Source organism: Bartonella sp. B17 (genome assembly GCF_053795755.1).
Map to the genome: position 1 here is coordinate 79,616 of NZ_CP200032.1, position 13,181 is coordinate 92,796.

At 36.7% G+C, this 13,181-nt stretch carries 8 protein-coding genes; 4 read left to right on the plus strand and 4 right to left on the minus strand.

Annotated elements, in window-relative coordinates; all coding sequences use genetic code 11:
• Positions 1–523 precede the first annotated feature (523 nt).
• Positions 524–937 (plus strand): large conductance mechanosensitive channel protein MscL, encoded by a 414-nt coding sequence (gene mscL / locus V4B18_RS00475; RefSeq protein ID WP_455475909.1) that lies wholly within the window; start codon positions 524–526, stop codon positions 935–937.
• 14 nt (positions 938–951) lie between these two features.
• Here mscL and V4B18_RS00480 read toward each other — a convergent pair whose 3' ends face one another.
• Positions 952–3,225: an ATP-binding protein gene (locus V4B18_RS00480; protein WP_455475910.1), complete on the minus strand. Its 2,274-nt coding sequence runs from the start codon at positions 3,223–3,225 to the stop codon at positions 952–954.
• A gap of 172 nt (positions 3,226–3,397) precedes the next feature.
• Positions 3,398–5,956, minus strand: coding sequence for a DNA translocase FtsK (locus tag V4B18_RS00485; RefSeq protein WP_455475911.1), 2,559 nt, complete (start codon positions 5,954–5,956; stop codon positions 3,398–3,400).
• Positions 5,957–6,344: 388 nt separating this feature from the next.
• On the opposite strand from V4B18_RS00485, the gene V4B18_RS00490 reads away from it, so the two are divergent.
• The 3 genes from V4B18_RS00490 to rpoH all read left to right on the plus strand — a co-directional run bounded on the left by V4B18_RS00490 (position 6,345) and on the right by rpoH (position 9,844).
• Positions 6,345–7,775, plus strand: a complete 1,431-nt coding sequence (locus V4B18_RS00490) for an aldehyde dehydrogenase family protein (protein WP_455475912.1) — start codon at positions 6,345–6,347, stop codon at positions 7,773–7,775.
• Between the two features lie 21 nt (positions 7,776–7,796).
• On the plus strand, positions 7,797–8,798 hold the full coding sequence (locus V4B18_RS00495) for an RluA family pseudouridine synthase (protein ID WP_455476572.1): 1,002 nt from the start codon (positions 7,797–7,799) through the stop codon (positions 8,796–8,798).
• 149 nt (positions 8,799–8,947) lie between these two features.
• Positions 8,948–9,844 (plus strand): RNA polymerase sigma factor RpoH, encoded by an 897-nt coding sequence (gene rpoH / locus V4B18_RS00500; RefSeq protein ID WP_455475913.1) that lies wholly within the window; start codon positions 8,948–8,950, stop codon positions 9,842–9,844.
• 77 nt (positions 9,845–9,921) lie between these two features.
• On the opposite strand, the gene V4B18_RS00505 is transcribed toward rpoH, so the two are convergent.
• Together V4B18_RS00505 and V4B18_RS00510 are read right to left on the minus strand one after the other, a co-directional pair.
• Positions 9,922–11,403: a hypothetical protein gene (locus tag V4B18_RS00505; protein ID WP_455475914.1), complete on the minus strand. Its 1,482-nt coding sequence runs from the start codon at positions 11,401–11,403 to the stop codon at positions 9,922–9,924.
• 230 nt (positions 11,404–11,633) lie between these two features.
• Complete coding sequence (locus tag V4B18_RS00510; RefSeq protein WP_455475915.1) at positions 11,634–12,923, minus strand: adenylosuccinate synthase; 1,290 nt, start codon at positions 12,921–12,923, stop codon at positions 11,634–11,636.
• Positions 12,924–13,181 lie beyond the last annotated feature (258 nt).

The following is a 13,181-nucleotide window of genomic DNA, read 5'->3' on the forward strand; positions in this document are numbered from 1 at the left end:
AACATACAAAGAGAGCCAATTATTCAAATAAGAATACATCTCTTTTTCTGCAAAAAGTTTATAACATAGCTACCATTCATGCTTACATTTATGAACACTAAACAAAAAAACTTTTACTCTTGAAAAAACTGGTTGCGCAATTATTTAAACATTAAAAACAGAAACACTCCGTACCTAAAAACAGCAGATAATCTATAAAATATATCTCCTCTGTTGGTATGTTATCATAAAAATCTTGAAATGATTCTATAAGCTAAACATAATTCCTTGCTCTTAATTTTTAAAAAGCAGCAATCTCAGTTTTTTATTAAAAATTTGTCACTCCACGCTTTATAGGATTCTTCCATATCGAATCCAAAATTAGAACTTTATAGCTTAAGCTCTTCAACATGCCAAATAATCTTGGAAAAGAACTTTGACACTTATAATATAGCGCTGCAAGAAAATAAAATGTCCCTTTCTTTTTGTGTCAGAAGCGATAGTTAGAGCTATCAGATATCGCATAATTCAACAGGGGAACAAAATGCTTAAAGAATTCAAAGAATTTGCCATAAAAGGCAATATGATTGATCTTGCTATCGGTGTGATTATAGGAAGCGCTTTTGGTAATTTGGTCAATTCTATTGTCAATGATATTTTTATGCCAATCATTGGTTTTATTACAGGTGGAATTGACTTTTCTAACATGTTTATTCAGCTTGCAGGTGAAAAACAAGCTACATTAAGTGCTGCAAAAGAAGCCGGCGCAACCATTAGCTACGGTCACTTTATAACTTTGCTTATAAATTTTCTCATTATTGCTTGGGTTCTTTTCTTATTTGTTAAAGGCATGAATAAAATACGTCGAAAACAAGAAGAAGAAGAAAAGCCACAAAAAATGTCTCTGGAAGAACAACTTTTATTAGAAATCAGAGACTTGTTGGCCGAAAAACAATAAATTTATGCGGAACCCTACTCATGGAATACAGGAAAGAACATTTCTACAGTTGTTCCATGATTAGGTCTTGAAAATAATAAAAACTCCCCCCCACTTTCTTCTACCATTGACTTACACATCGGCAACCCTAAGCCCGTTCCTACAAAAGCACTATCCCCCGATCTGCCATCTTTGCGCTTTACCTGACCATAAGGCTGCATAGCTTGCATAATCTCTTCATCATTCATCCCAATGCCATTATCACTTACGGAAATTTTTACGCGCCCTTTCTTTCCATAAGAAACGTGAATAATAATCTGTCCACCTGGTGGTGTAAAACGGATAGCATTAGAAAGAATATTCCATATAACTTGTCGAAATATCTGTTGCGGCACACAGATAAATGGCACATGCTCTGGTGCAAAAATGCGCATGATAATGCCATTATCGTTAGCCTGTGTTTCAAGAAACGACGTACTAGAGCGCAAACAAGATATTACATCAAATGTTTCAGTTGTTTCAACTGTAAGAGGCGTGATGATCTGATTATCTACACTAAAATGATTCGCTTTTGAGGACTCTAATAGTTGATTAACTAATGATAATATATGTTTTCCAGATGAGATAATATCGCGTAAATATCCACGATAACGCTCATTATCTATTGAGCCAAAGCGACCATCATTCATAATTTTTGCGAAGCCAATGAGAGCATTCAAAGGTGTCCGCATTTCATGAACAATTCCAATAACTTTATTCTCTTCTATCTTTTTATTTAAAGATAGAACTGCTTCTGTCGCATTGCGCAGTATAACAGCGTAATTGCATTGTTGTGCCAAAGGCACAATTGTCATAGAGACTGTTGTATTTTTATGATTTTTTGTTACTAAAACAGCTGTTTCACCATGATTTAAGACCTGTTTTTTTTTATTCGCACGAATCAATTTAAAATATTTTTTAACTAAAGGTTGGCTTTGCAAAGCAAATAATGATGATAATGGCTGTTTTAGTAATTCATTTATTTCATAGCCAGTTAATGCTAAAGCTGCACTACTGACCGCTTGAATGCAACCCTGTTCATCCAACCACAAAACGCCATCAAGAGCTGTATCCAATAATGATAGAACTGCTGCAGGTTCTTTTACGAGAGTCTGTTCTATGACATTTACAGAAAATGTCTGAAAAGATGATAATTGACCAGTCGTTTTTTCATCCAAAAGTTCAGGTTTTACAGGTGAATGCAGCTCGCCACGCAACCGTTCTGCAATCTCAAGAAAAGCTGAACGCTCTATCTCCGAAAGACCTGATATGCTTGTATCTGACTTTTCATCTCCTTGCTTTTGTACTTTTTGTTGCATTTTAAAAATACCAAAGCCACGAAACTCCTTAAGCTGGTGTTTTACATCAAAAACTGGCACAGCAGATAATTCAACATCAAGCCATTCTGAGCAGTTATCAATGGGCCATTGAACAGTCTGTTTGCTCCAAGGAGTAGCTGCTTCAATAAAGCCACCAAGCGTCAGATACCGTTCATCTCTAAATTTATTGGCAAGTTCATAGAAATTTGATCCTAAAATACAAGAAGATACAGGACCAACAATTTCAGCTAATTCTCTTGAAATATCATAAAATTTGCCATTTTTATCTATTTTCCAAGTAAAACGTCGTGGTAAAAGCTCTGGCATAAAACGAAAAGGCGTTTGTTCCTTATTTAAATCACCTGCTTTTAATGACGCGTAAAAAATTAAAAAACTCGCTGGTTTTACTTTTAAGCGAATAATGCCAACTTGTGTATTAAAACCTGCTATAGGCAAAATGGTTTTGACTGGTGTCCCATTATCAATTGTCTGCAGCAAAATTTTAATGGTTTCATCAACAACACAGCAATGAGGATTAGCTTCCAACACAGTTGCATGTTCATCAACTACCGCAACGGACATTGTTGCATTACCCAAACCAGCGATAAGAGAAATATCTTCTTTCAGCGATGCTTCAAGCAAAAACGCCTTACCTAAACCAACAATATCAACCGAAATAACGGAAAATTCAGCATGATGCTTTAAACCACTTAATGTAACAGAACTCGCGTATTGAGCAGCCTTTAAAATCTTGCGATGTACCATTCGATCAAAAAAAGACTGCTTTCCAACCATATCTGATACAGAAGAAAAACCAAAAAAATACGCCGCTGCCCCATTTGACCAAAGAATATCTTTACAATCAAAGGAAAGAATAAAAGCCATCTGTCTTCGCATGAAGGCTTGTTTAACTTCTTTACATTCTAGATAATCCAAAAATGCAAAAGACATCTTCCATCCTTCTTTGTATAATCTGTGTCACACACTAACAAATTTAATACAAGACATCGCTTCTGCTCTACTACCTCTATTCAATATTTTTAATATTTGACAATAAAAAAACAAGCATGGAATAATATTTAATTTCATAAAGTTTAAGCATTAATCTTTAAAATAACTGCCATTACACATCTATAAATTCATCTTGATTACTATGGTACTCATTAAGCAAAATTTCACGTTTACCAACATGGTTAGCAGCTCCGACAATACCTTTTTCTTCCATTTTTTCAACGATGGAAGCAGCTTTATTATAACCAATTGAAAGCCGACGCTGAATATAAGATGTAGAACACTTTCTATCACGCATAACAATCTTAACAGCCCGCAAATAAAGCTCATCACCATCCTCACTAGAACTTTCCGCTACAGAAATTTTAGCATCTGAATCAGAAATCTCCACATCTTTGTTATCCTCTTCACTATCTGTTACCGTTGCTAAATAATCAGGTTTTCCTTGTATTTTAAGATGTGCAACCACAGCTTCAACTTCTTCATCAGAAACAAAAGGTCCATGAACGCGCACAATACGCCCACCTCCTGCCATATGTAGCATATCTCCCTGACCCAAAAGTGTTTCAGCACCCTGTTCTCCTAAGATTGTACGACTATCAATTTTTGATGTTACCTGAAAAGAAATGCGGGTAGGAAAATTTGCTTTAATCGTGCCCGTAATGACATCAACAGAAGGACGTTGAGTTGCCATAATGAGATGAATGCCTGCAGCACGCGCCATTTGCGCTAATCGTTGTATAGCACTTTCAATTTCTTTACCAGCCACCATCATAAGGTCGGCCATTTCATCAACGATGATAACAATGTAAGGAAGTTGTGTCAGATCCATGGCTTCTTCATGATAAAGCATTTCTCCACTTTCCTTATCAAACCCAGACTGTACAGTGCACATGATTGTTTCACCTTTTTGCGCAGCAAGTGCTACTCTTGCATTAAAACCGTCAATATTACGCACACCTAACTTAGCCATTTTACGGTAACGTTCTTCCATTTCACGAACCGCCCATTTTAAAGCAGTTACAGCTTTCTTTGGGTCAGTCACAACAGGAGTTAAGAGATGTGGAATGCCATCATAAACAGAGAGTTCTAGCATTTTAGGATCAACCATAATCAAACGACACTGCTTTGGCGTCATTCGGTAAAGAATCGATAAAATCATTGTATTAATCGCAACAGATTTGCCCGATCCTGTTGTTCCTGCAACCAATAAATGAGGCATTTTAGCTAATTCTGCAATTACAGGTTTACCATTAATTCCTTTCCCCAAAGCTAAAGCTAATTTAAATTGGCTTTCGCGAAAAGCATTTGATTGGATTAATTCACGCAAATAAACTGTTTCTCGGACAGCATTTGGCAACTCAATCCCAATAACATTGCGCCCAGGAATCACCGCAACACGTGTAGAAATAGCAGACATAGAGCGGGCAATATCATCAGAAAGACCAATGACACGCGATGATTTTACTCCAGCTGCAGGTTCAAATTCATACATTGTCACCACAGGCCCTGGATGAACATGAATAATTTCCCCCTTAATTCCAAAATCTTCCAAGACGCTTTCTAAAAGCCCAGCGCCACGTTCTAACGTTTCTTGTGTAATAATCGTACCTTCGTGGAAAACAGGTTCCTGCAATAAATTAATCGAAGGAAATTCATAATTACTGTAATCTAAAGATTTTAAATTTTCTCCAAAAACAGAATCATAGTTGCTTGACAACGCACTAAAAGTACGCATCACTCTGCATTTTTCTTTCGGCATAGAAAGATCTTTGGAAATTTTTTCCGCATTTTTTGCTGTGCAATCGGCAGTGTTACTAAAAAGGCTGGTTATGGTAGTATTGTCTGCTAAATCATTTAATGTATGAGTAGAATTTTCAACAACAAGCTCAGAATTACGCGTTTGCGCCTCTTTAATAATATCGTCCTTTTTTGCATGCATTAAACTAGGCATTTGCTCAATAGAACGAATACCCTGTGCTAAAGTCTCTGATATAATTGAATCGTAAAATTTGGGAAAACGGTATTCAAGAACACGGTAAAGTGCAGTGATTGATTCATCAAAAACAGATGCAGTATTCAACACAACCTTATCGTTTGCCAAATCAACAAATGTTGCGCCTTTTTCTAAAGTTTTTGTGTCTGCCTGTTCTAGCATAAAGGGTCCGCACTCAAAAAATGCATCATCCGAAAGATAGAAAACAGGTTTTATTTTTTGTTCCACATTTTCTACTTTTAATTCATGTTTCCCTGCATCCTCTTTAATTGGACGACTAACAGCCTGTTGTGACAACTGTCCCAAAATTTTTGAATGACAAAACAATGTTTTATCCTCAACTAATTGAGTATTAACTTCCTTTTCAGTTAATTGAGAATTCATTGTTTTCTTATTACAATGCGTAATGTTGTTAAGCTTTTCTTGCTCTTGCTCTGTAAAAATTTGAAATTGTTTTGCAAAAGTTGGATCTGTCTCTATGCGACGGCGCAAAATCTCAACTTCTGGCGTTCGTGTAAAACGTACATTCTGTCCAAGGGTAAAAGCTTTTTTCCATACTTCTGGATAAGGAAATATCTCAGTAACCTTGGTCGATGAATTTTTTCTTGATGCATCTTCTGCACCCTCATCAGAAAAAGAAGATGTAGAAATAGATTTTGTTTTCGAATTAGACATGACACCCAACAAAATTAGAGCAATGAGAACAACCGCTTCTTAAAAAAAAAAGAATGCGCAGAAACTATAATATGAAGGTTAATAACTTTTTTCTTACGTCCACTTTTTTGCAAAAAAAGTTATGCTTCCGATAGCGCTCTTTTTCTATTCTTACCGCATAAGTTGCAAAATTTATGGTATCATATAGTTATATTTTACAGATTATAAAAAAGAATTCTCATTATCTCGTTTTCTTCCCGCTTATACAAATGATATCACTTCAATTTGATACTCTAAATTGCCATAAAACTGCTCTATTTCACCGCTTCTAAAAATTATCCTTGTTATTCTGTTAGAAACAGTTCAAATGGCATAAAAAAATTTAATAATTAAAGATAGGGAGTGCGGTGTGCTTGATAAGCGAAAATTTTATATAAATGGTCTATGGGATAATCCAAACACCCCGCGTGATCTTCATGTTATTAATCCATCAACCGAAAAGGCATGTGCCGTCATTAGTATTGGCAGCACAAAAGATGCAGATAAAGCAATTAACGCTGCTAAACAAGCCTTTGAAAATTGGAAAATGACCTCACCAAGTGAGCGCCTTAGCTTTGTTGAAAAAATTTTAGAGATTTATGAAAAACGCTCAGAAGATATGGCAAAGACCATTTCAATGGAAATGGGAGCACCTATTGATATGGCACGCAGTGCACAAACTGCCTCTGGTAGTTTCCATATTCGTGATTTTATCAAAGCCTTCAAAGAATTTTCGTTCCAAGAAACTTTAATAAAAGGAAATTGTCAAGCTATTCTTCACTATGATCCTATTGGTATCGTAGGATTAATTACTCCATGGAATTGGCCCATGAATCAAGTAACGCTTAAAGTTATTCCTGCTTTATTAGCTGGCTGTACTATGGTTTTAAAACCTTCTGAAATTGCTCCACTTTCTGCTATGCTCTTTGCTGAAATTTTAGATGAAGCCGCCCTTCCTGCTGGCGTTTTTAATTTAATCAATGGAGATGGCACTGGTGTGGGCTCTTACTTATCGGCTCATCCAGATCTGGAAATGATCAGCTTCACTGGATCAACGAGAGCAGGAAAAGATATCTCTAAAAATGCTAGCAGCACTTTAAAACGAGTCTGTTTAGAACTTGGAGGCAAAGGAGCCAATATCATCTTTGCAGATGCTGACGCAAATGCGATTCAACGTGGTGTGCATCATTGCTTTTATAATAGTGGACAATCCTGTAATGCGCCAACACGTATGCTTGTAGAACGATCCATTTATAACAAAGCCATAAAAATAGCTCAAAATATCGCTGAAAAAACAAGAGTTGGGCCAAACAATCAAGCAGGAAATCATATTGGTCCTGTAGTCTCAAAACAACAATACGATAAAATTCAAGCTCTTATCCAATCTGGGATTGATGAGGGAGCAGCTCTTGTCGCAGGTGGTACTGGTTTACCGATGGAAATGGAATGCGGTTATTATGTGCGTCCAACAGTCTTTGCTGACGTAAAACCTAGTATGCGAATCTTTCGAGAAGAAATATTTGGTCCGGTTCTCTCAATTCTTCCCTTTGACACAGAGGATGAAGCAGTAGCTTTGGCCAATAACACTGAATATGGCCTTTCAAATTATATACAATCGCAAGATAGAGATAAATGTCGTCGTATCGCTATGCGAGTACGGTCTGGTATGGTAGAAGTTAACGGGCACGACTTACCCAGTGGCAGTTACTTTGGAGGTATAAAATTTTCTGGACGTGCCCGTGAAGGTGGACAATGGGGAATTAAAGAGTTCTTAGATACAAAAGCCATTTCATACTGGTAAAAAATCGCATTGTAGGAACACATATTGACACAACGAATAACAGATGAGCATGCTCTTGGACAACGACTTGATCAGTGGCTTGCCAAACAATGCCACGATGAGCTATCACGCTCACGTTTACAAACTCTTATCCGTGAAGGATATCTTAAAATTGACGGCCAATTAATAAAAGAACCTAAAACAAAATTAAAACCAAATCAAATGATTGAACTGGTAATACCTGCCCTTCAGGATGCAAAACCTAAGGGTGAAGCCATTGCGTTGGATATTTTATTTGAAGATCATCATATCATTGTCATAAATAAACCAGCAGGTTTAGTTGTTCATCCTGGCAATGGTAATTGGACAGGCACACTAGTTAATGCTTTGATCTACCACTGTGGCGAAAGTTTGTCTGGTATTGGTGGCATTAAGCGCCCAGGTATCGTCCATCGTCTTGATAAAGATACGAGTGGAGTCATGGTTATCGCTAAAAATGACCTCGCTCATAAAAGTCTCAGTGCTCAATTTTTTGATCACGGACGCACTAGTGCATTAGATCGGCGTTATCATGCCATAATTTGGGGATCTCCTAACCGTAATGTTTTGACAATTGATGCACCTCTTGGCCGTTCTCCTCATAACCGAACCAAACAAGCTGTTGTTCATAGCCAAAATCCTCACGCTCGCCACGCTATTACACATTTTTCTTTACTTGAAAAATATGGAACCTGTTCAGATAAAACATCTTTTGCTAGCCTTTTGGAATGTCGTCTAGAAACAGGACGGACGCATCAAATCCGCGTTCATATGGCTCATATTGGACACCCCATCGTAGGAGATAGTGTTTATGGAAATGCTTTCAAAACAAAATCAAATATGCTTAACCCTCTAATTAAAAATGCAATTGATCAATTCAACCGGCAAGCACTCCACGCAGTTAGTCTTACCTTTGAGCATCCCATTACAGGTAAAATTATGTCTTTTTCTTCATCATTGCCTCAAGATATGATTGAACTTATTAATCATTTTAAAAAAAATTGAAACTTTTGGCTTTTTCATGATTTCATAATAAAATATCTCTTTTTGAACAAAATTATAAATTATAGTAACATGAGCATTATGAGGGATGTTAGAATATCTAGCGATAGAGTTTGCCGTATTAGGGGATTCGTGAAGAAGGAGGGTGCTATATGGCCCACATGAATTTGATATCAATAGCTACAGGTGACGGAGGATTAAATCATTACTTGGAGGAAATACACCGCCTCCCAATGCTTAAGCCAGAAGAAGAATATATGTTGGCTCGGCGTTATCGTGAACATAATGACCTAAAAGCTGCACACAAATTGGTTACTAGTCATTTACGTCTCGTGGCTAAAATTGCAATGGGGTATCGAGGCTATGGATTACCCATTGGAGAGGTTATTTCAGAAGGTAATATTGGACTTATGCAAGCTGTTAAGCGTTTCGAACCAGAACGTGGTTTTCGTCTTGCAACCTATGCAATGTGGTGGATTAAAGCTTCAATTCAAGAATACGTATTACGGTCTTGGAGTCTGGTAAAAATGGGGACAACTGCTAATCAAAAGCGCCTATTTTTCAATCTTCGCAAATTAAAAAGTAGACTTCAAGCATTTGATAGTGGTGATCTAAATGCAGAGCAAGTTAAAGAAATTGCGACACAATTGAATGTGACAGAAGATGAAGTTGTATCGATGAATCGTCGCCTTGGTGGTGATACTTCGCTTAATGCACCTCTTCGTTCAAAAGAAGGTGAAAATAGTGAGTTGCAGGATTGGTTGGTTGATAACTCTGATAATCAGGAACAAGTTTTAATTGAACAAGATGAATTGGAAAATCGCCGTTCCATGCTAACACATGCTATGGACAATCTGAATGAGCGCGAAAAGCGTATATTCAAAGCGCGCCGTTTAAGCGATGAGCCGCTAACACTAGAAGAGCTTTCAAGTGAATTCAATATCAGTCGGGAACGTGTGAGGCAAATTGAAATGCGTGCATTTGAAAAAGTTCAACATTCTGTAAAAACTTCTGCTCTTTCTCAAAGACAAATGCAACAAATCCAATAATGGCTGTACATTCTTATTTTTCTTGTAGCCAACATAAATCGGCTTTATGTTTTTGAACTGAGTTATTAGTTTCTTTATCATAATGGGGAGGTTATCTGTTTACTATTTTTACCTCCCTTATTATCAGTGCTTTTTTGATGGCCAAGAACTGTTAATTTATCCAGATTTGTGATCCATTGCCCAATAACTTCATTAAAAATAGCCTCACCTATTGGTCCTTTTGCAAAAGTTAATTCGTTTACACGTCCGTTTTTGTCAGTCAGGATTAAACGTATCCAATCTAGCTCCCTCATCATTTGTAAATTTTGGTTAAGGAATAGGTGATTTCCGCTTAATGCAACAAGAAAAAAATTATCATCAATCCTAGCGATAGTAGTTCTTTTTAAAGATTGTCCAATTGATTGTTCACTTGCCTTAAAAGTGAGTGCCTGAACACTGCTTATGGCTTGACCTGAAAATTTATCAGAAAGAATGAAAATAACGTCCATAATATACGCAGCAGGAAAAGACAAATCAGTATTACGACGTAAAATCAACCGTAATGATAACCCTTCATCTGGAATTGTTATATCACCTTGTATAGCTACTTTTTCTGGAGCATCCTTAACACCAGCATCCTTGATAAGCGACCACCGCGCACTACCTATTGCTATTTTTTCTGCATCATAGCTTGTGCGAGCTTGATAAAAAACAGCTTCACCCAGCTGTCCTGCTTCCTGCAAATTTGTAGTAGTCCCTGTTGCAATTCCTTCTTCATTCGAAGGATTTGCCATTTGGTCTGCACCAACATCCACTTCACTCCCATCTTCTAACAAGCGCTGCGTTAATTTTTTGTTAATTAAAAATGCCTTTGGTAACGCATTAGAAGCTTGAATATTTTTCTTTAATAACTGATGATCATTGGATACAAACACACGCCCACCGATGAAACAAATACCAATAATTAAGATGGAAAAACTGGCAAAAATCGTAACTCCTATTATAATACGCTTTTGTATTGATGACCGATTAGCTCGACGTAAAGCTTGAGAAAAAATATGTGAAACAACATGTGAATTATCTGCTTGCAGAGCAGAAGCTAAAGTAGAATCTTGTAACATATTTTTATTAACATGCTTAGAACGCAAATGAGTATCCATATTGATGGGCTCTGCATCTGGTATATTTGCCGCAGAAGACTCATAAAATATCTTATTTTCCTTTGAGCTTGAATTAGAGATTTCTTGTTTTTTTTCTGTCATCACAACTGAAACATCATTACGTTGTAGTAATACGGAATTTCTTGTACTTTCATCGCTTTTAGTAGCATCTATAGGCTTCCACCCAATACTTGAAAAAAGTGTTTCCTTTTCAATCGCTAAATATTCTTCTTCAATAGCCGTAATAGCATTTTGTAAAATCTGTCTTTGCTTATCTACCATCTCTTGTGGTATTGCAGCTGCTACAAATTGATGTTCTAGTGTTTCGATAGCTCGTGTATAGATTCGTTGGCGCGTTTGTGATGTGCCATCGCTTTGCGCGTTAATTGCTGTTTTTAAGATTCTAATGAAATCTACCATATTTCCATATAATCTTTTTTCAAACTTGAAAAAAAGCCCAGCTACAAAGCTAAAAGCATCTTTATTTCAGCTTTCCAGATTGATTATCATTATATTGATTAAACACTGTTTAATCTAAAGCGAATACGCAAAAGAAACAATGCTATTTTGTACTTTTTTACCACTCGTTCTTAAGTTTCTATCCCAAAAAAGACAAAACAACAACCAATGTTAAAATCTTAACATGATTATTAATCTGCAAAAGGATCAGTAATAAGAATAGTGTCTTTACGCTCAGGACTAGTAGATATTAAAGCCACTCGTGTACCAATCAATTTTTCAATATAGCGTATATATTTGACAGCTTGTGCTGGTAAATCTTTCCAACTTAACGCATGCGCCGTTGTTTCTTTCCAGCCTTTCAGTGTCTCATAAATTGGCTTTACACGAGCTTGAGCTCCCATAGAAGAGGGTAAATAGTCAATTTTTTTACCATCAAGTTCATAGCCAATACAAATTTTAATTTCATCTAAACCATCCAAAACATCAAGCTTTGTCAGTGCTATACCCTTAACACCGCAAATGACTACCATTTGACGTACTAAAACAGCATCAAACCAGCCACATCGACGCTTTCTACCAGTCACAACGCCAAATTCATTCCCACGCATTCCAAGAAATTCACCAATATCATTCATCTGTTCTGTCGGAAATGGTCCTTCTCCAACACGTGTTGTATAAGCTTTTGCAATGCCTAAAACATAATGAATTGCGTTAGACCCCACACCTGAACCAGTAGATGCTTGTCCAGAAATTGTGTTTGATGACGTCACATAAGGATAAGTACCAAAATCATTATCTAATAAAGCACCTTGTGCACCCTCAAAAAGAATGCGCTTCCCCATCCGATAATTTTCATCTAAAAGACGCCATGTACAATCCATAAAGGGTAAAATCTTGTTTGCCACTTGCATTAATTCATCATAAAGCGCTTGAGCATCAATTTCTACAACACCCATCCCGCGACGCAGAGCATTATGATGTCGCAAAAGCCGTTCAATCTTAACCATAAGTGTATCAGGTTCTGCCAAATCCATCACTCGGATAGAACGACGTCCAACCTTATCTTCGTAAGCTGGACCAATACCGCGCTTTGTCGTGCCAATTTTTAAACCCGAAAGACCACTTTCCCTAATTGCATCCAGATCGCGATGCAGAGAGAGAATCAAAGGAGCATTTTCAGCAACGCGCAAAACTTCAGGTGTAATCTTCACACCTTGGTCACATAATTTTTCTAATTCTACAACAAAATGATGAGGATCAATTACAACACCGTTACCAATAATTGATAACTTACCACGAACTAAACCAGAGGGTAAAAGCGATAATTTATAGCTAATCCCATCAATAACCAATGTATGACCTGCATTATGTCCACCCTGATACCTCACTACAATATCCGCCCGATCAGAGAGCCAATCGACAATTTTACCTTTACCTTCATCACCCCATTGCGTACCGACAACAACTACATTGGCCATAATTTTCTCCGTCGTATTTGGTAAAATAAATCAGCATACAAAAATAAACGCCTCCCTTATAACGAAACCTTAAAGCAAGTGCGACTCTTCATTTGAGCTTTTCCTAATCATCATGCTATAAAATTCCCAAGTTGCAAAATAATAAAAGAAAATAAAACTATGTGTTTTCATTTTAAATCAATCATTTATTTTACAAGAAAGTAAAAATTGAGAGCTTTTTATTATTTTATTATTGTTTTTTCCAATATATTACACACA

Excerpts from the sequence above, each read along its gene's own strand:
- V4B18_RS00480 (WP_455475910.1), bottom strand. The coding sequence starts at position 3,225 with ATGTCTTTTGCATTTTTGGATTATCTAGAATGTAAAGAAGTTAAACAA.
- V4B18_RS00485 (WP_455475911.1), bottom strand. The coding sequence starts at position 5,956 with ATGTCTAATTCGAAAACAAAATCTATTTCTACATCTTCTTTTTCTGAT.
- rpoH (WP_455475913.1), top strand. The coding sequence starts at position 8,948 with ATGGCCCACATGAATTTGATATCAATAGCTACAGGTGACGGAGGATTA.
- V4B18_RS00505 (WP_455475914.1), bottom strand. The coding sequence starts at position 11,403 with ATGGTAGATTTCATTAGAATCTTAAAAACAGCAATTAACGCGCAAAGC.
- mscL (WP_455475909.1), top strand. The coding sequence starts at position 524 with ATGCTTAAAGAATTCAAAGAATTTGCCATAAAAGGCAATATGATTGAT.
- V4B18_RS00510 (WP_455475915.1), bottom strand. The coding sequence starts at position 12,923 with ATGGCCAATGTAGTTGTTGTCGGTACGCAATGGGGTGATGAAGGTAAA.